This window comes from Catellatospora sichuanensis (assembly GCF_007483665.1).
GTDB lineage: Bacteria > Actinomycetota > Actinomycetes > Mycobacteriales > Micromonosporaceae > Catellatospora > Catellatospora sichuanensis.
Map to the genome: position 1 here is coordinate 101,257 of NZ_ML660187.1, position 19,014 is coordinate 120,270.

Annotated in this window: 14 protein-coding genes, 1 tRNA gene and 1 pseudogene; 10 read left to right on the forward strand and 6 right to left on the reverse strand. The window is 71.5% G+C overall.

Features of this window, described 5'->3' with window-relative positions; genetic code table 11:
* Positions 1 to 56 precede the first annotated feature (56 nt).
* Positions 57 to 512 carry a GatB/YqeY domain-containing protein gene (locus FLL47_RS07665; protein ID WP_144119752.1) on the reverse strand — a complete coding sequence of 152 codons (456 nt, stop codon included), beginning with the start codon at positions 510 to 512 and terminating at the stop codon, positions 57 to 59.
* Positions 513 to 584: 72 nt separating this feature from the next.
* On the opposite strand from FLL47_RS07665, the gene FLL47_RS07670 reads away from it, so the two are divergent.
* The 4 genes from FLL47_RS07670 to FLL47_RS07685 all read left to right on the forward strand — a co-directional run bounded on the left by FLL47_RS07670 (position 585) and on the right by FLL47_RS07685 (position 4,066).
* On the forward strand, positions 585 to 1,460 hold the full coding sequence (locus FLL47_RS07670) for a metallophosphoesterase (protein WP_144119753.1): 876 nt from the start codon (positions 585 to 587) through the stop codon (positions 1,458 to 1,460).
* Positions 1,461 to 1,518: 58 nt separating this feature from the next.
* Positions 1,519 to 1,595: transfer RNA gene (locus tag FLL47_RS07675), tRNA-Pro, on the forward strand.
* A 139-nt stretch (positions 1,596 to 1,734) separates the two neighbouring features.
* Entirely contained in the window at positions 1,735 to 2,307 is a 573-nt protein-coding gene (locus tag FLL47_RS07680; RefSeq protein WP_144119754.1) for a GNAT family N-acetyltransferase, read from the forward strand.
* 307 nt (positions 2,308 to 2,614) lie between these two features.
* Positions 2,615 to 4,066, forward strand: coding sequence for a diguanylate cyclase (locus FLL47_RS07685; RefSeq protein ID WP_144119755.1), 1,452 nt, complete (start codon positions 2,615 to 2,617; stop codon positions 4,064 to 4,066).
* 86 nt (positions 4,067 to 4,152) lie between these two features.
* Here the strand turns inward: FLL47_RS07685 and FLL47_RS07690 are convergent, their stop codons facing one another.
* Positions 4,153 to 5,214, reverse strand: coding sequence for an aspartate-semialdehyde dehydrogenase (locus FLL47_RS07690; RefSeq protein WP_281286672.1), 1,062 nt, complete (start codon positions 5,212 to 5,214; stop codon positions 4,153 to 4,155).
* A 126-nt stretch (positions 5,215 to 5,340) separates the two neighbouring features.
* Positions 5,341 to 6,606 (reverse strand): aspartate kinase, encoded by a 1,266-nt coding sequence (locus FLL47_RS07695; RefSeq protein ID WP_144119756.1) that lies wholly within the window; start codon positions 6,604 to 6,606, stop codon positions 5,341 to 5,343.
* A 297-nt stretch (positions 6,607 to 6,903) separates the two neighbouring features.
* Between FLL47_RS07695 and FLL47_RS07700 the strand changes: the two genes are divergently transcribed.
* From FLL47_RS07700 to leuA, 3 genes are all read left to right on the forward strand, one after another.
* Positions 6,904 to 7,680, forward strand: a complete 777-nt coding sequence (locus FLL47_RS07700) for a hypothetical protein (protein ID WP_144119757.1) — start codon at positions 6,904 to 6,906, stop codon at positions 7,678 to 7,680.
* A 127-nt stretch (positions 7,681 to 7,807) separates the two neighbouring features.
* Positions 7,808 to 9,049, forward strand: a complete 1,242-nt coding sequence (locus FLL47_RS07705; protein ID WP_144119758.1) for an MFS transporter — start codon at positions 7,808 to 7,810, stop codon at positions 9,047 to 9,049.
* A 292-nt stretch (positions 9,050 to 9,341) separates the two neighbouring features.
* Positions 9,342 to 11,045 (forward strand): 2-isopropylmalate synthase, encoded by a 1,704-nt coding sequence (gene leuA / locus FLL47_RS07710; RefSeq protein ID WP_425457663.1) that lies wholly within the window; start codon positions 9,342 to 9,344, stop codon positions 11,043 to 11,045.
* 61 nt (positions 11,046 to 11,106) lie between these two features.
* On the opposite strand, the gene FLL47_RS07715 is transcribed toward leuA, so the two are convergent.
* Entirely contained in the window at positions 11,107 to 12,585 is a 1,479-nt protein-coding gene (locus tag FLL47_RS07715) for an MFS transporter (RefSeq protein WP_144119759.1), read from the reverse strand.
* Positions 12,586 to 12,725: 140 nt separating this feature from the next.
* Between FLL47_RS07715 and FLL47_RS07720 the strand changes: the two genes are divergently transcribed.
* Both FLL47_RS07720 and FLL47_RS07725 read left to right on the forward strand, forming a co-directional pair.
* Positions 12,726 to 13,352 (forward strand): HNH endonuclease family protein, encoded by a 627-nt coding sequence (locus FLL47_RS07720; RefSeq protein ID WP_425457666.1) that lies wholly within the window; start codon positions 12,726 to 12,728, stop codon positions 13,350 to 13,352.
* Between the two features lie 79 nt (positions 13,353 to 13,431).
* Positions 13,432 to 13,671, forward strand: a pseudogene (locus tag FLL47_RS07725) (hypothetical protein); the annotation flags it as partial.
* A 9-nt stretch (positions 13,672 to 13,680) separates the two neighbouring features.
* Here FLL47_RS07725 and FLL47_RS07730 read toward each other — a convergent pair.
* Together FLL47_RS07730 and FLL47_RS07735 are read right to left on the reverse strand one after the other, a co-directional pair.
* Positions 13,681 to 14,766: a hypothetical protein gene (locus tag FLL47_RS07730; protein ID WP_144119760.1), complete on the reverse strand. Its 1,086-nt coding sequence runs from the start codon at positions 14,764 to 14,766 to the stop codon at positions 13,681 to 13,683.
* 182 nt (positions 14,767 to 14,948) lie between these two features.
* Positions 14,949 to 16,619, reverse strand: coding sequence for an ABC transporter substrate-binding protein (locus FLL47_RS07735; RefSeq protein WP_144119761.1), 1,671 nt, complete (start codon positions 16,617 to 16,619; stop codon positions 14,949 to 14,951).
* A gap of 248 nt (positions 16,620 to 16,867) precedes the next feature.
* Here FLL47_RS07735 and FLL47_RS07740 point away from each other — a divergent pair, with 248 nt between their 5' ends.
* Positions 16,868 to 18,934, forward strand: coding sequence for a DNA polymerase III subunit gamma and tau (locus FLL47_RS07740; protein WP_144119762.1), 2,067 nt, complete (start codon positions 16,868 to 16,870; stop codon positions 18,932 to 18,934).
* Positions 18,935 to 19,014: the final 80 nt, after the last annotated feature.

The window sequence follows — 19,014 nt, forward strand, 5'->3', positions numbered from 1 at the left end:
GCGGAACGGGGCCTCGCTGCGTCTGTGCACCCGCTCCGGCGCGCCGCAGCGCCGCGCTAGGCGGCCAGCTGGCGGCGTACCTCCGCGGAGACCTTGCCGCCCTCGGCCCGGCCCGCGACCGCGGCCTGCACGGCCTTCATGGCCGGGCCCATCGAGCCCATGCCGCTGAAACCGCCCGCGGCCAGCGTGTCGGACACCAGCTGCGCGATCTCGGCATCGGTGAGCTGCTTCGGCAGGTACCGGGCCAGCACCTCCTCCTCGGCCCGCTCCTTCGCGGCCTGCTCGGCGCGGCCCGCGTCGGCGAACGCCGTCTCGGCCTCCCGGCGCTTCTTCGCCTCCTTGGCGAGCACCGCGAGCACCTCCTCGTCGTTCAGCTCACGCTTGGTCTTCCCGGCGACCTCGGCGACGCCGACGGCGGCCAGCGCCATCCGCAGCGTGCCGGTCACCACCTCGTCGCGCGCCTTCATGGCCGAGCGCATGTCCTCGGTCAGGCGCTCCTTCAGGGTGCCCATACCCACCTCTCCGTGCTCCGCACATCCGACGGCACTGTGGTGCCCTCGGGCGATGAAACTACTCTTAGCCTCATGGGTCCGCTCGGAAAAATCGCGTTGGGCGCCGCCGTGGTCGGCGCCGGCGCGCTGGCATACGGCACGCTCGTCGAACGCAACTGGTTCACGCTGCGCCGATACGACGTGCCGCTGCTTGCGCCGGAGGCCGAGCCGCTGCGCGTACTACACGTGTCCGACCTGCACCTGACCCCCAAACAGCTGCGCAAACAGCGCTGGGTGCGCGAGCTGGCCGGCCTCGACCCCGACCTGGTCATGGTGACCGGCGACAACATGGCCCACCCGGACGCGGTGCCCGGCGTGCTCGCCGCGTACGAGCCGCTGCTGGAGCTGCCCGGCGCCTTCGTCTTCGGCTCCAACGACTACAGCGGCCCGGTGCTGAAGAACCCCTTCGGCTACTTCCGCGACGACCGCGAGTACGAGCACGGTGTGGAACTGCCCACCGAGGACCTGCGCGCGGCCTTCCTCGACGCGGGCTGGGTCGACCTCAACAACAACCGCGCCACGCTCAAGGCCGGCGGCCGCGTCGTCGACCTGGCCGGGGTCGACGACCCCCACATCGACCTGGACGCCTACCCCGCCGGACCGGCCGACCCGGCCGCCGCGGTGCGCATCGCGCTCAGCCACGCCCCGGAGCCCCGGGTGCTCGACGCGTTCGCCGCCGACGGCTTCGAGTTGCTGCTGGCCGGGCACACCCACGGCGGCCAGGTGCGCGTGCCGGGAATCGGGGCGCTGGTCACCAACTGTGGGCTGGACCGGAAGCTGGCCCGCGGGCTGCACCGCTGGGACCGTGCCTGGCTGCACGTGTCCGCGGGACTGGGCACCCATCCGACCGCTCCCGTGCGCTTCGCCTGCCGCCCCGAGGCGACCCTGCTGACGCTCATCCCACGCTGAGGGGGATACCCGTTTTGGCGACGGGAACCGGGTCAGCTAGTATTTCGGAGCACCGCTTCGGGGTATAGCGCAGCTTGGTAGCGCGCTTCGTTCGGGACGAAGAGGCCGTCGGTTCAAATCCGGCTACCCCGACCAGAAGATGTGCAACTCAGGGCCGCCCGTCAGGGCGGCCCTGAGTCGTTCCGGGCCGGCCTCGGCGATGGTGCCGCCGTGGCTGCCTCCCCGGGCCGTAAATGCCCGGTGATGCGTGGCCGGACTCCCCTACGATCGCCTGATGTTCCAGCCGACGTACCCGATCCGGACCGCACGCCTCACCCTGCGCCCGATCACGCTGGACGACCTCGACGACGTGTACGCGTACCAGTCCCGCCCCGATGTCGTGCGCTGGATGCTCGGCGCCGGGCCGCGCACCCGGGAGCAGTCGCTGTCGTCGGTGACCGCGATGGCGGGCGAGGACGCGCTGCGTACGGTCGGCGACTGCCTGACCCTGGCCGTGACGACCGGCGCCGGGGTGATCGGGACCGTGGAGCTGGTCTGGCGCAGCGACGTCGACCGTACGGCCGAACTCGGCTACGTCTTCCATCCCGATCACGGGGGTCGAGGGCTGGCGACGGAGGCCGCCGCGGCGCTGCTCGACTGGGGCTTCGGCGAGTTCGGGCTGCACCGGGTCTTCGCTCGATGCCACGGCCGGAACGAGGCGTCCGCCCGGCTGATGGCCCGGCTCGGCATGCGCCAGGAGTCGCACAACGTCGAGAGTTACCAGTTCCGCGGCGAGTGGGCGGATCGGCTCGTCTTCGCCGTGCTGGCCCGCGAATGGCGGGCACGAGCCGCGGCAGCGGCCGGCTGACGTCCCTGTGGTCACCCGAACGGGTGACACCTCGGTGCCGGACGCTGTTCGATCACCGTCTGGTGACGCACCGTCAAACGCGGCCATACGTCGATGATCAGCACATATGGCCGTCGGCGTTCCGGACAGTGGGACGAAGAGGCGGGGATCACGCCGACATGGACCGGTGAGCAGGGCAGGGATACCCACTCATCCGATGGTCACGTCGGCCGAACGATTTTCATAATGGCCGCTGAACCCGCCTACGGTGAGTAAGCTTGGCCGCCGTAAGCCCCTCACCCCGGACAAAGAGCGAAAATCCTGCCCCGTGCCCCTTCCTCGCATCGTTGATGATGTTTCCGCAGCACTGCGAACCTCCCGCAGCGCGGTAGAAGCCTGCAACGCCACGGTCTCCGTGCTCAGCCGGCACACGCCCGCCCTGATCGAGGCGCTGCTGCATGTGAAGGACCAGCTCCGGTGCGTCTCGGCGAGCGGCGCCTGGCAGGTGTTCTCCGCCGTCCCGCTGGGCCACGGCGTGGTCGGCCGGGTGTACGCCAGCGGCAAGCCCGTCACCATCCTCGACGTCGCCAACGACCCGGACTACATCCGGCTCGGGCCGCCGATCACCTCCGAGATCTGCACGCCGATCGTCGACCGCACCGGGCACCCGGTCGGCGTGATCAACGCCGAGTGGGCCGAGGCACAGCCGCTGGACGGCTGGGAGGAGACCCTCACCGAGGCCGGGCGGCTGCTCGGCGCACGCCTGAGCGAGCTGGGCGGCCCGCCCGCCGAGACCCGCAGCGAGCAGCTGCTGCGCCACGCGCTCGCGCTCACCAACGCCGAGACCGACGCCGACGTGCTGGTCCGGGCCTGCCGTGCGGCGCGCGAGGTGACCGGCCTGGCCGCCGCCGTGCTGCTGCGTCCCGCCCCGGACCTGCTGCCCGACGAGCAGGAGCTGCGTGTGGTCATCGCGGCCAGCTCGCCGGAGCCCCGCGACCGTCCGCTGGTCGCCCGCCTGGCGCAGATCGACCCGGACCGCCTCGCCGCGCTGCTCGACGAGGCCTGCCGGTACGGAGCCTCGTACACCCTGGGTGATCCCGCGGTGCTCGACGCCCGCGGCTTCGAGGCGCTCACGGCTGCCGGCGTGCGCACGATGATCGCGGTGCCGCTCGGGGCCGGCACGCCGGTGGTGTCCTCCTCGGTCGGCGCGCTGGTGGTGCTGGACGAGACCGCGATCGTGCCGGACAGCGCGCTGGTGAACCTGCTGGAGCTGCTGGCTGCGCAGGCCAGCACCTGTCTGGAGAAGCTGACCACGTTGCGCCGCCTGCACCTGCAGGCCAATTCCGACCCGCTGACCGGCCTGCGCCATGGCGGGCCCTTCGGTGACCGCCTCGCCAATGCCACGCCCGGCCGGACCGCGCTGCTCGCGATCGACATCGACCAGTTCAAGGCGGTCAACGACACCCTCGGCCACGCGGCGGGCGACCGCGTGCTGGTGCAGATGTCCAGCGCGTTGCAGCAGGCGCTGCGGCTCGGGGACGAGCTGTTCCGGGTCGGCGGTGACGAGTTCGTGGCGGTGATCGACGTGCCCAGCGCCGCGGAGGCGCTGCTGGTCGCCGAGCGGCTCGTCGCGGCGGCCCGGGCGACCGGACGCACGATCAGCGTGGGGGTTTCGGTCCAGGGCGAGCTGGAACCGCCGGAGGCCGCGATGTACCGCGCCGACCAGGCTCTCTACGCCGTCAAGCGCAACGGCCGCAACGGGGTCCGGCTCGCGCCGTGATCCGTGCCCGGTCAAGCGGCAGACAGTGTTAAGAAGGGCACCTTCTACATCGCATAGCGATGTGAAGGTGCCCTTCCTTTCGGAGGTCAGCGGGAGAGGTCGGCGGCGAGGAGTTCGGCGATCTGGGCGGTGTTGAGTGCGGCGCCCTTGCGCAGGTTGTCGCCGGTGACGAAGAAGTCGAGGGCGCGGGGGTCGTCGACGGCGCGGCGGATGCGGCCGACCCAGGACGGGTCGGTGCCGACCGCGTCGATCGGCATCGGGAACTCGCCGGCGGCGGGGTCGTCGACGACGATGACGCCGGGAGCGCCCTGGAGGACCTCGCGGGCGCCGGGTGCGTCGACCTCGGAGCCGAACACGGCGTGTACGGCGACCGAGTGGCCGGTGACCACGGGGACGCGTACGCACGTCGCGCTGACCTTCAGGTCGGGCAGTCCCAGGATCTTGCGGGACTCGTTGCGCATCTTCAGCTCTTCGCTGGACCAGCCGCCGTCCTTGAGCGAACCGGCGAACGGCACCACGTTCAGCGCGACGGGCGCGGCGAACGGGCCGAGGTCGTCGCCGACGGCGTGGCGGACGTTGCCGGGACGGGTGCCGAGCACGCGGTCCCCGGCGATCTTGGCGATCTGGTCGTGCAGCGTGTCCACGCCGACCTGCCCGGCCCCGGAGACGGCCTGGTACGAGGCCAGCACCAGTTCTTTGAGGCCGTACGCGTTGTGCAGCGGGGCGATCGCCACGATCATCGCCAGCGTGGTGCAGTTGGCGTTGGCGATGATGCCCTTGGGCCGGTTGCGGATCTGGGCGGGGTTGATCTCGGGGACCACCAGGGGGACGTCGGGGTCCATCCGGAACGCGCCGGAGTTGTCCACCGCGATCGCGCCGCGGGCCGCCGCAATGGGCGCCCAGTAGGCGGAGACCTCGTCGGGCACGTCGAACATGGCGACGTCGACGCCGTCGAACGCCTCCTCGGTCAGCGCGACGACGTCGATCTCCTCACCGCGCACGAGCAGGCGGCGGCCTGCCGAGCGCGCGGAGGCAACGAGCCGGATCTCGCCCCACACGTTGCGGCGGTGGCTGAGGATGTCGAGCATCACCGTGCCGACGGCGCCGGTCGCGCCGACGACGGCCAGGGTGGGCAGCTTATGGCTCACGCCTTCTCCTCGCTTCGCTCGTCGGCGGCATGACTCCTGTGCTGCCCGATTTGTTCGCTCATGCCTTCTTCTCACTTCGCTCGTCGGCGTGAGCCGGGCGGGCTCGCCCGATCACCTGGCCCATGCCTACCTGCCGGTCCCGGCGTACACCACGGCCTCTTCGTCGCCGCCGAGCTCGAACGCGTCGTGCACGGCGCGCACGGCGGCGTCGAGGTCGGTGTCGCGGCAGACCACCGAGATGCGGATCTCGGAGGTCGAGATGATCTCGATGTTGACGCCGGCCCGGGCCAGCGCCTCGCAGAACGTGGCGGTGACGCCCGGGTTGGAGCGCATGCCGGCGCCGACCAGGGAGATCTTGCCGATGTGGTCGTCGTAGAGCAAGCCCTTGAAGCCGACCCGCTCCTGGATCTTCTGCAGGGCGGCCATCGCGGTGGGGCCGTCGTCCTTGGGCAGCGTGAAGGAGATGTCGGTGCGCCCGGAGGCCTCGGTGGAGACGTTCTGCACGATCATGTCGATGTTGATCTCGGAGTCCGCGAGCGCGCGGAAGATCGACGCGGCCTCGCCCGGCTCGTCCGGCACGGAGACGATGGTGATCTTCGCTTCGTTGCGGTCGTGCGCGACGCCGGTGATGAGTGCTTGCTCCACGGAAAGGTCCTCCATTGATCCCGTCACGAGGGTGCCGGTGTTGTTCGAGTACGACGAGCGGACGTGGATCGGCAGCCCGAACCGGCGGGCGTACTCCACGCTGCGCAGATGCAGGATCTTGGCACCGGACGCGGCCAGCTCGAGCATCTCCTCATAGGTGATCAGATCGACCTTGCGGGCGTTGGGCACGATGCGCGGGTCGGCGGTGAACACGCCGTCCACGTCGGTGTAGATCTCGCAGACGTCGGCCTTCAGCGCGGCGGCCAGCGCCACTGCCGTCGTGTCCGAGCCGCCGCGGCCGAGCGTGGTGATGTCCTTGGTGTCCTGGGCGACGCCCTGGAAGCCGGCCACGATCACGATCGCGCCCTCGTCGAGCGCGCCGCGCAGGCGGCCCGGCGTGACGTCGATGATGCGGGCCCGGCCGTGCACCGACGTGGTGATGACGCCGGCCTGCGATCCGGTGTACGAGCGCGCCTCGTAGCCCAGGTTGTGGATGGCCATGGCCAGCAGCGCCATCGAGATGCGCTCACCGGCGGTGAGCAGCATGTCGAACTCGCGCCCCGGCGGCAGCGGGCTGACCTGGTGCGCCAGGTCGATCAGCTCATCGGTCGTGTCGCCCATCGCGGAGACGACCACACAGACGTCGTTGCCGGCCTTCCGCGTCGCGACGATGCGCTCGGCGACCCGCTTGATCCGCTCAGCGTTGGCGACTGACGAGCCGCCGTACTTCTGCACCACGAGGGCCACGGTTGCACGGCTCCTCTCCACCTCAGGGACTAAGGACGCTTCAGCTTAGCGGCGGCTCCCGCCACCCCTCGCCGGTCGATCCCAGCTGTCGGGCAGCGCGGCCCGAGAAGTCCGAGATCCTCTTTCGTACGGCTGCCCGCGCCGTGCAGTCGCCCGCCTCCCCCGCATCGCCGCCGCAGGATTTAACGGCTGTGACGCGCACCACAGACCGGGGGTTTCCTGGACAACCTCCGATCACGCGCCGGCCCGGGGCGCGTCATGGGCGAAGATGTCGTGCGCAGGGTTGAGAATGGGCGCGTGCGCCGGGCTGTCCTCTCCCTCTGTCTCATCGCCGCCTGCTGGTCGGCGTCCGCCTGCGGTGGCGGCACGCCGGATGCGGCGCCGTCGTCGACCGCGCCGCGGTCCACCGTCCTGGCCGGGCCGACCGAGCCCCGGGCGCAGCTCGCCGCACGCGCGGCCGCCGCCAAGGACCTGCGCCAGGTGGCCGCCTACACGTTCAAGAGCCCGAAGCGGCCGGACCGCCGCGTGATCGTCACCCGCGCCCTCGACGGCACCTGGCGGGTGGACGTGCCCGGCGGCGCGCACGGCGGCGCGGTCGACATCGCGCTGGTGTTCGCGGGCAACTCCCTGCACCAGTGCGCGCTGGCCGCGGGCAACCACCCGTACTCGGGCTGTGTGCGGATCGCCGGGGCACTGCCCGCCAAGGCCGATCTGAAGATCCAGCACCTGATCACGGACTGGCAGAACATGCTCACCGACCGGCGGCTCGCGCTCGCCGTGGCCGAGGTCGCGCCGCTGCCCGGAGCCCGCGGCAAGTGCTACTCGGTGGAGTCCTCCGCGGCCAGCATGACGCTGCCCCTGGACGCGGGCATCTACTGCTACGAGGTCGACGGCACGCTCACCGCGGTCAAGGTCGCCTTCGGCACCCTGCTGCTGGAGGGCACCCCCGGGCTCGCCCCGCCGTCGGTGCAGCTGCCCGGCCCGGTGGTGCCCGGCCAGCCGCTCCCGCTGGCCGCGCCCCCGTCGCCCAAGCCCTCCGCCAGCACCTCCGCGTCGCCGTCCCCGAAGGCCTGACGCGCCTTAGCAGAGGCGGACGCGATCTGCCGTCCCGTGCCCGGCGTTGTGCGGATCACGTGAAGGAAAGCGCCGGATAGTGAATATCGGCTGGAGAGATCCGGCGACCTCCGGCTGGAATCAGGACATGGCCCTACGCGACAACCTCATCCCGCCGCCCGGACTCCCCCGCCGCCTCGCCACGCAGAACCTCCTCTTCGGAGTCGGTGCGGGCACCTTCCTCACGGGCAGTGCGGTCTTCTTCACGCGCGTGGTGGGCCTGCGGCCCCACGAGATCGGTATCGGGTTGTCGCTGGCCGCCGCAATCGCACTGGTCACCGCGGTGCCGCTGAGCGCGCTGACCGACCGGTTCGGCGCGCACCGAATGTGGACGGGCGGCGTCGTCGCCCAGGGCCTGCTGTTCGCGGCCTGGCCGTTCGCCCGGGGCTTCTGGAGCTTCCTGCTCGTCATCGCCTGCCTGGAACTGGTCGCCACGGTGGGCCAGGCCGGGCGCAACGTCTACCTGATCGAGGCGCTGGACCCGGAGACGCGGGTCCGCACGCAGGCGTTCTCCCGCTCCTGGCTGAACGTCGGCTGGTCGCTGGGCGCGGGGCTGGCCGCGCTGGCGCTGGCGATCGACACCGTTCCCGCGTACTACACGCTGGTGCTGCTCAACAGCGCGCTGCTGCTCGCCAACGCCTACTTCATCAGCCGCCTGCCGGGGGTGCCACGGGCCGCGGCCGCGACGGCCCGGCGGCGGGTGGGTGCGGTCTTCGCGGACCGGCCGTTCCTCGCGGTGACCGCGGTCTGCGCCGCCCTGACCTGCTACATGACCGTGCTGATGGAGGTGGCCCCGCTGTGGCTGCTGCACCGCACGGACGCCCCGAAATGGTGGCTCGGCGTGATGACGGTGACCAACACGCTCATGGCCACGACGCTGCAGGTCGCGGTGACGCGGGGCGCGCACACCATCGGCGGGGCCGCGGCGGCCTCCCGCCGGGCGGGCCTGGTCGCCGCGCTGGGCTGCCCGGTCTACCTGCTCACCGGGGCCACCAGCGGAGTCCTCACGATGGTGCTGCTGGTGGTGGCGACGATCCTGCTGACCATGGCGGAGCTGTGGCACTCGGCGGGTTCCTGGACGTTCATGGCAGAGCTGCCGCCCGCCGACCGGCGCGGTGAGTACGTCGGCGCGTTCCGGATGGGCGGCTCCGCCCAGTCCATGATCGCACCGGCATCGCTGATCGCGCTCGCGGTGACCTCCGGCGGCTGGGGCTGGTTCGCCATCGCGGGGCTCTTCCTCGGCGCGGCGCTGCTCATCGGGCCGGCGGCCCGGCACGCGGCCCGCTCTCGGGCACAACTGCCCAGCGTGCCGACCCCGGTGCCTGCCTGACGGGACACGGTGTCCCATTTCGTGGACATCGCGCCCGGACGGCGATCTATGGGCGTACAGTGGCCGACATCATGTGCTGCGTGAGCCTCCTGCTTCGCCGCCGCGACGAGGTCTGACCCGACCGGCACCTCGTCGCGGAGTAGCGACGTGCGCTCGCCTGCTGGTCCCTCATTTTCTGGTTGCCGGCCGAAGTTGCCGAGTCAACGAATCTTGATGACGGCCGATGTCGCCTTGGGCACAATCCGCCGCCGGACCACGCGCGAACCACATGATGTCAAGGAGCATGGAAGCCATGTCTGCTGCTGCTCAGCGCCCCAGCAAGATGCCGTACCAGCGTTACCGCGGCTACCACGAACAGTTCCAGGTCGAGGTGCCCGACCGCGCCTGGCCGACCCGCCGCGTGACGACCGCTCCGCAGTGGTGCGCGGTGGACCTGCGCGACGGCAACCAGGCCCTGATCGACCCGATGTCCCCCGACCGCAAGCGCCGCATGTTCGAGCTGCTGGTGCGGATGGGCTACAAGGAGATCGAGGTCGGTTTCCCGGCCGCCAGCGAAACCGACTTCTCGTTCGTACGGCAGCTCATCGAGGAGCAGCTGATCCCGGACGACGTGACCATCCAGGTGCTGGTCCAGTGCCGCGAGCACCTGATCGAGCGCACCTTCGAGAGCCTGCGCGGCGCGAAGCGGGCGATCGTGCACTTCTACAACTCGACCTCGACGCTGCAGCGCGAGGTGGTGTTCGGCCTGGACAAGGACGGCATCACCGCGATCGCGACGGACGGCGCGCGGCTGTGCCAGAAGTACGCCGAGATCATCACCCCGGACACCGAGATCCGGTACGAGTACTCCCCCGAGTCCTACACCGGCACCGAACTGGAGTACGCGCTGGAGGTGTGCTCGGCGGTCATCGAGGTGGTCGACCCGACGCCGGACCGCCCGCTGATCATCAACCTGCCCGCCACCGTCGAGATGGCCTCGCCGAACGTGTACGCCGACTCGATCGAGTGGATGGACCGGCGGCTGCCGCGCCGTGACTCGGTCATCCTGAGCCTGCACCCGCACAACGACCGCGGCACCGGCGTCGCCGCCGCCGAGCTGGGCCTGCTGGCCGGCGCGGACCGGATCGAGGGCTGCCTGTTCGGCAACGGCGAGCGCACCGGCAACGTCGACCTGGTCACGCTGGGCCTGAACCTGTTCAGCCAGGGCATCGACCCACAGGTCGACTTCTCCGGCATCGACGAGATCAAGCGCGCCGTGGAGTACTGCAACCAGCTGCCCGTGCACGAGCGCCACCCGTACGCCGGGGACCTGGTCTACACGGCGTTCTCGGGCTCGCACCAGGACGCGATCAAGAAGGGCCTGGACGCGCACGCCCGCAAGGCGGGCAAGGCCGGGGTGCCGGTCGAGCAGTTCGAGTGGGCGGTGCCCTACCTGCCGATCGACCCGAAGGACCTGGGCCGCTCGTACGAGGCCGTCATCCGGGTCAACTCGCAGTCCGGCAAGGGCGGCGTCGCGTACATCATGAAGTCCGAGCACCAGCTGGACCTGCCGCGCCGCCTGCAGATCGAGTTCTCCGGCGTGGTCCAGCGCCGCACCGACGACGCCGGTGGCGAGGTCACCCCGGCCGAGATGTACGCCGCGTTCGCCGACGAGTACCTCACCGACCGCCGCCTGGCGGTGCGCTCCTACTCGGTGGCCACCGTCGACGGCAAGGTGGAGCTGGTCGCGGAGGCCGATCTGGACGGTGCCGCCTGTCGCCTGACCGGGGTCGGCAACGGCCCGATCGACGCGTTCATCCATGCGCTGAGCGACCGCGCGGTGAGCGTGCGGGTGCTGGACTACGCCGAGCACGCGCTGACCTCCGGCGGCGACGCGCAGGCCGCGGCGTACGTCGAGTGCGACGTGGACGGCGAGACCCGATGGGGCGTCGGCATCGACGCGAACATCGTGACCGCCTCGCTGAAGGCCGTCGCCAGCGCCGTCAACCGACACTGAAGCAAAGGAAGGGCACCTTCTTAACGGACGTCCGTTAAGAAGGTGCCCTTCCTTCGTTCCGTCAGGGGCAGCGGCCGCGTTGCAGCACCAGGGGGAGGTGGCCTGCGCGCTGCTCGGGGGCGAGTACGCGGTCCGGGCGGTCGAGGCGCACCTTGCCGCACACGAACAGTGCCAGGACCGCCGCGACGACCAGCGCCGCGGCGCACCACATCCCGGCGTCGTAGAACGCGCCGCCCAGCGCTGCCGCCTGCTCGTACTCCGCGCCGGACAGCCCGACCACCAGCGGCAGCGCCGCCACGGCGAGCAGCGAGCCGGCCCGCGCCGCGGTGTTGTTGACGCCACTGGCGACCCCGGCGAAGCGCACCTCGACGGCGGACAGCACGGATGCGGTCAGCGGCGCGACGAACAGGGTGAGTCCGAGGCCGAAGGCGAGCACGCCGGGCAGGAGTCCGGTCCAGTAGTTCGTCCCGGGTGCGATCTCGCGCATCAGGAGCACTCCGGCGGCGCAGCACAGCGGACCGAGCGTCAGCTGCAACTTCGGGCCGAACCTGGTGGCCATCGCACCTGACCGCTCCGAGCCGACCAGCATCAGCAGCGTCATCGGCAGCGTGGCCAGACCGGCCCCCAGCGCGTCGTAGCCGAGCCCGGTCTGCAGATAGATGACGAGCAGGAAGAAGAATCCGCCGAACGCGCCGTAGGTCAGCACCGTGTAGAGGTTGAGCACGGAGAACACCCGTGAGCTGAACAGCCGCAGCGGCATCATCGCGGCCATCGCCCGGGCCTGTTCCACCAGCAGGAAGCCGATCGCCCCGGCCAGCCCGAGCGCGAACCCGGCCAGCACCGCGACCGACGCGAACCCGTGCTCCGGCCAGGCGATCAGGGCGTACGTGACACCGCCCAGCGCGGTCGCGCCGAGCAGCGCCCCGGCCACGTCGAAATGGTGCGCCGACGCACTGTCCCGGCTCTCCGGCACGTACGCCCTGCTGAGCCAGACGACCACCGCGGCCAGCGGCAGGTTTATCAGGAAGATCCAGCGCCATGACGCCTGGTCGATCAGCACCCCGCCGACGAACGGGCCGAGCGCCGTGGTCGCCCCGGCCAGGCCGGACCAGGCGCCGATGGCGCGGGCGCGATCCTCCTCCCGGAACGACGACTGCAGCAGCGCCAGCGAGCCGGGTGCCAGCAGCGCCCCGCCCACCCCCTGCAGCACTCGGGCCGCGATCAGCGTCTCCACGTTCGGCGCGATGCCGCACACCAGTGAGGCCAGGGTGAACCAGACGACACCGATGACGAATATCCGACGCCGTCCGAGGTGGTCCCCCAGCGCGCCGCCGAGCAGAACGAAGGAGGCCAGCGTCAGGGTGTATCCGTTGATCACCCACTGCAACTGGGCCAGGCTCGCGTCGAGTTCGCGCCCGAGCGTCGGCAGCGCCACGTTGACCACGGTGGAGTCGAGGAAGGCCATGCCGGAGGCCAGCACCGCCGCGGCGAGCGTGCCCCGCCCGGCGGCGCTGCTCATCCGCAGCCCGGCCGTCTCCATTCGATCCATTCTCGTCCCGGGTCCGACCGCCGCGCCGGGGAACGCGAAGGTGCGGGATACGCGGTGATGGTGAGGACTGCTCGTATGGTGAGCGGGTGCGATCCCCCAAACCCCCCAGACGTACGAGAATTCTCCTCTTCCTGGTGGCGGCCGTCGTGGCCGCCGCGTGCGGCGCGGGCGGCGACGACCCCGCCGACCCGGCCGCGCCGCCCGGTGGCGTCAGCGTCGACCCGAACGCGGGCGGCAACGCGCTGGCGTCGCTGTCCACGCTGAAGGTCGCCGCCGAGCGGCCGATGACCGGCTATACGCGGGAGAAGTTCCCGCACTGGAACAAGGCCGGGTCCAACTGCGACGTGCGCGACACCGTGCTCGCCCGCGACGGCAAGAACATCAAGCTGAGCGGCTGCAACGTCACCGGCGGTGATTGGTCCAGCGTCTACGACGGCCTCAAGACCAGCGACCCGCTCAAGATTGACATCGACCACATGGTGCCGCTGGCCAACGCCTGGCGGTCCGGTGCGGACGAGTGGACCAACGAAAAGCGCTCGGCCTTCGCCAACGACCTGGAGCGGCCGCAGCTGTTCGCGGTGTCGGCCACCAGCAACCGGTCCAAGGGCGACCAGAATCCGGCGCAGTGGAAGCCCCCGAACAAGGACTATTGGTGCACTTATGCGCAACAATGGATCACGGTGAAGACCTACTGGAAGCTCACCGTGACCACGGCCGAGAAGACCGCCCTGACCGACATGCTGGGGACCTGTGTATGAGTGAGCGCAGCGAGCGAATCATGAGCACCGGCACTCGTGCCGCGAACGCGCGTAGCGGGTTCGCGGCATGAGTGAACTGACCACGAACATCGTCGCCGGGCCTGGCGGAGTCATGACCGACGAGGTGGGCGTGGTCACCGGTGAGCTGACGCTCGCCACGGAGCCGGTCGGCGACGGCACCGCCCGGCTCCGCGTGCAGTACCTGGGCGCCGAGGAGTGGTACACGGTGACCGGCGCGACCGTGCCGGTCACCGACCCCGCCCAGGCCGCGTCCCTGCATGCGCTGGCCGTGGGCCTGCTGAACCGCCCCGAGGGCTGACGTCGGGCGTCAGCCGCGGTCGTCGGCGCGCTTGCGCAGGGCGAGGGCGATGCCGGCGCCGACGATGAGCAGGGCCAGCAGGGAGTAGACCAGGATGCCGGTCACCTCGTCGAGGAAGCTGTACGGCGCCTCGTCCGACAGGTGCTCCTGCACCGCTACCGGCACGTGGTCCGGCTGTGTCAGGGTGACCGCCTGGTTCTCCGCGGCCGACCCGTCCACGACCGGGGCCGGGTCGGCCGGCACGGCCCGCGGCGCGGGCGCGGCGAACACGTCGCTGCGGGTGCCGGGCAGGTGCCGGGTGCAGCGGCCGGTGTCGTACACGCACACCATGTAGACCGCCAGGTTGTCGGTGACGATCCGGTCGTACGCACCCTCGACCGTCATCGCCACGTGCGGCTCCGCGGGCGTCGCACCGGTCAGGCGCATGGTGAAGCCGAGCCGGCGGGACTCTCCGGCCGGCAGCTGGACCAGGCAGGCGTCGCCGTCGTCCTCGGGGCAGTCGAGCCAGGTCACGTCGTCGAACCCGGCCGCGACCGGGTCGGCGACGCGCAGCCGGGCGGGCACCGGGCCGGTGTTGCGGTAGTGCACACCGAACGTCGCGGTGTCTCCGGTGTGCAGGTCCACCCGCGCCTGCTCGGCGGTCGCCGCCACGTCGGTGTACGGCGGCGACGAGACGGCCACCCCGAACGTGCCCACCGCCGCGGGCACCCCCACGGCCCGGGCGCTGACCGACACCGTGCCTGCGGCGCCCAGCGGGGCCTTCTCGCGCGCCCGCAGGTCCAGCCGGATGGCGAAGCCCTGGCCGGGGTTGATCCGGTCGACCTTGCAGGTGGCGGTGGTCTTCGTGTGGTCGCACCAGTCCGCCGACGCCAGCTCCACCCGCTGGGCGAGGCCTCCGGTCAGCCGCACCTGCAGTACGACCTTGCTCAGGTCGTGGCCGGTGGTGTTGGTCAGGCTGACCACGTTGTCGCCGCCGCCGAGTGCGGTGGCCCCGGCCGCGGCCGGCAGGTCGAGTTCGAGCCCGTCCCCGGGCGGGGCGGCGGTCGCGGGCAGGACGGCGGCGAGTCCGAGCGCGGCTCCGAAGGCAACGGTCATCCAGGAACGAAGCACGATTCCCCCATTGAGCGCGGCACGGCGCCCGTGCGCGCAGCGCCGTCCCGCGCGACGCGGGTCGATTTGCTCTGGCAAGGTGGCAGGCTACCGCGTATAGCCTCATGACCAGACATTTCACCCAGGCGACACGCCCTGTTCCCGCGCGGGAGTCAGCCCTGAGCAGGTCAGGTGAACAGCGCCGCGGCGAAGTCCTCGTCGGTGAGCGGGCTGGGGGTGATTCCGACCAGGTTCTTGTCCAGCACCAGCGCGTCCGGCCCGTGCGCCAGCGGCACCGCGGGCAGCAGCTCCAGCAGCCGCGCGTTCAGCTGCTCGTACAGCGGGGGGCGCCGGCCCGGGTCGCCGATCCCGTCGACCTCCTTGAGCTTGGCGAACAGGTCGGCGTCGGTGAAGCCGAATTCGGCGCTGGGCTTGGCGAACAGCTGGCCCATGAAGTCGTAGGCCTCGCCGTAGTTGCCGGTCACGCCGTACAAGTGCAGGTCGTGGGCCGCGCCCTTGGACACCGTGTTGAGGTAGTCGGGCGTCCACCGCTGCTCGATCCCGTCGACCTCGATGCCGGCCGCGCGCAGGTCGGCGGCCAGCAGGTCGAAGATCTTCTTCGGGTCGGGCAGGTAGGGACGGGTCACGTTGCGGGGGTAGTTGAAGCGCAGCTTCAGCCCGCTCCCGTAGCCCGCCGCGGCCAGCAGGTCCTTCGCCTTCGCCAAGTCGTGCGGGTAGGCCGCCACGCCGGGGTTCCAGCCGGGGAGCAGCTCGGGGTGGAAGTTCAGCGCGAGTTTCGCCCCGTCCGGGAAGACCTCGGTGACCAGGCGCTGCCGGTCGATCGCGTACGCGATCGCCTGGCGCACCTCCGGCTTGGCCAGGGCCGGATTGCCGCGCTGGTTGATCCCCAGGTAGAGAGTGTTGAACGCGGGACGGTTGAGCACGTGGAAGCCCTGTTCGGCCAGCGGCTCGCGGTCCGCGAACGCGACCAGGTCGTAACCGTCGATCTTCCCGTCGAGCAGCGCCTGCTTGCGCCGCCCCGCCTCGACGGTCTGGAAGATCAGGTGCTGCACCTTCGCGGCCGCACCGTGGTAGCCGTCGAACGCCTCCAGCTCTACCTTGCGCGCGGCCTTGTCCCACGACACGAAGCGGTAGGGGCCGGTGCCCACCGGCTTGTTCCCGTACGCCGGGTAGCGGCTGCCCGCGACGGGCTTGTCGGCCGCCTGCTCGCGCAGCGCCTTGGGGCTGGAGATCGCGAATGCCGGCAGGGTGAAGGCCGCCGGGAAGCGGCTGCTGGCCCGGGTCAGCGCGATCTCCGCGGTGGCCGGGTCGCGGGCCGTGCAGGACTTGTACAGGCTGGCCGCGAGCCGGCTGGACGCGTTCTTGGCGAACCCGCCGAAGACCGCCTGCCAGGCCGCGCTGATGTCGCCGCCCTGCAGTGCGGCCGGCAGGCGATACCACCGGTCGAAGTTGGCGCAGACCGCCGCGGCGTCCAGCGCCGTGCCGTCGTGGAACTTCACCCCCTGCTTGAGGCGGAACGTCCAGACCGTGCCCGTGCCGTCGACGGAGAAGGTCTCGGCCAGGCCCGGGGCCGCCACCGCACCGCCCGGCTCCGCCTGCACCAGGGTCTCCAGCACCTGTCGGGTGACGCGCAGCGACTCGGCGTCCGGCGACAGGGCCGGATCCAGGATGCGGATCTGCCCCATGGCGAAGACCAGGGTGTCCTCGGTGCTCACGGCCGGTGGAGGGCTGGACGCGGTGACCGGGGGGCGGGCCTTGTCGCCGGTGCAGCCCGCGGCGAGCAGCAGCGCCGCCGCCGAGACCGCCGCCGACCAGATCCGCCACCGTCCTGCCCGCATCGCGGCCACCTCTGTCCTATATGCGTGAGAACTCGACGACACAGGGTCACCTACGGCCGACCTTAACGGCGGTCGATGTGTCGTGGCACGGGCGCGCGGGCAGTTGATACCGAACTGTTGTTCGGAATCGGGCCGGACAGCACACGACATATCGCCCGACGGGGCCGCAGCGCGTGCCGGTCCAGCAGGGCGGCGGTCATACCTGCGCGGTACGGTAGCGGGCGACGTTCGTAGGAGGTGTACGCCCCGTGGCCCTGGCGCTGTACCGCAAGTACCGGCCTCGCACCTTCGCCGAGGTGATCGGTCAGGAGCATGTCACCGAGCCGCTCATCCAGGCGCTCAAGAGCGGCCGGCTGAACCATGCCTACCTCTTCTCCGGGCCCCGTGGCTGCGGCAAGACCACCAGCGCGCGAGTCATGGCCCGCTCGCTGAACTGCGCCAAGGGCCCGACGCCCGAGCCGTGCGGGGAGTGCGAGTCCTGCAAGGCGCTGGCGCCCGACGGCTCCGGCTCGATCGACGTGATCGAGATCGACGCGGCCAGCCACGGCGGTGTCGACGACGCCCGCGACCTGCGCGAGCGCGCGTTCTTCGCGCCCGCGATCAGCCGCTACAAGATCTACATCATCGACGAGGCACACATGGTCTCGTCGGCCGGTTTCAACGCGCTGCTGAAGCTCGTCGAGGAGCCGCCGGACTACGTCAAGTTCATCTTCGCCACCACCGAGCCGGAGAAGGTGCTCGGCACCATCCGCTCGCGCACCCACCACTACCCGTTCCGCCTCATGCCGCCCGGCGTGCTCCGGCCATACCTGGAGGAGCTGTGCGGGCGCGAGGGCGTCGCGGTCGAGCCGCTGGTGCTGCCGCTGGTGGTGCGGGCGGGCGGCGGCTCGGCCCGGGACAGCCTGTCCGTGCTCGACCAGCTCATCGCGGGCTCCGGCCCGGCCGGCGTGACCTATGCCCGGGCGGTGGCGCTGCTCGGGGTCACCGACAACGCGCTGATCGACGAGATGATCGACGCGCTGACCGCGGGCGACGGCGCGGCCGCGTTCGGCGCCATCGACCGCGTCGCCGAGGCCGGGCACGACTCGCGCCGATACGCCAACGACCTGCTGGAACGGCTGCGCGACCTGATCATCCTGCGGCAGGTGCCGGACGCGGCCGCAAAGGGCCTGGTCGACGTGCCGGAGGAGCAGCTGGTGCGGATGCAGACGCAGGCCGCCCAGCTCGGCCCGGCGACCCTGTCCCGCTGCGCGGACATCGTGGCCAACGGCCTGGTGGAGATGCGCGGCGCGACGTCGCCGCGGCTGCTGCTGGAGCTGATCGCGGCCCGCATGCTGCTGCCCGCCGCCGACGAGTCCGGCACCGCACTGCTCCAGCGCCTGGAGCGGCTGGAGACCGGCTTCGTGCCCGGTGCGGTCGCCCGCCCGGCCGTCGACGCCCCGGTCCGGCCCCAGGCCGAGCCGGGCCAGGCCCAGCGCGACACCGGCCCGGCCCAGGTGGCCGCCCACGATGCGCCGAGCGCAGCCGCTCCCGCCGCCACCGGCCGGGAGGCCGCACGGGCGGCCGCAGCCAGCGCCGCGGCACACGAGAAGGCGCCCGAATCCGCTCGTGCCGCACAGCCGGCCCCTGCCGCCGAACCCGCCCGGGTGGCCACGTCCGCTCCGGCGAGCGCGCCGCTCGCCGGGACCGACGACGCCACGGCGGTGCGCCGGTCCTGGGACGAGATCGTGCGTTTGGTGGGCCGCACCAGCAAGAAGGCGGCGGCGTTCGCCCGCGAGGCGGTGGTGCGCGACATCGACGGCAACACGCTGGTGCTGCTGTTCAAGCACAAGATCCACGCGAACGGGGTGGAGAACGACCCCGCGCCGCTGATGGAGGCGGTGCACCAGGTGCTCGGCGGTACGTGGCAGCTGCGCTGCGAGGTCGGCGGGGACCCCCGCGCCGCCTCGCGCGCCGCCGCCGCGGCCCCCGCCTCCGCACCGCCGCGCAACACCGCGCCGAAGGCCGCCCCGTCCCGCGCGCCTGCACCCGCCGGCGACGACTGGCCGACCCCGGCCCGGGTGGGTGGCGCCGCACCGGCCGCTCCCGCGCAGCCCACGGGACGCCGCGCACCGGCCGCCGACGACGGCCCTCCGCTGGAGGAACCGCCGTACGACCCCGAGTACGACGGCCCGCCGCCGCGCACCATCGAGGGCTTCGACCCCGGCGACGAGCCCACCGACGAGATCGTCGACGCCGCCGTCGCCCGGCAGACCACCGAGCAGGCCGCCGTCGAATCCCTCCGCCGCAGCTTCAACCTGGAAAAACTCGACTGACCCCACCGACGAAAACGGGCCCGCCCCCTCGGGGACGGGCCCGCAGTTTCGGGGAAACTGCTGGAATCCGGGAGTCCGAT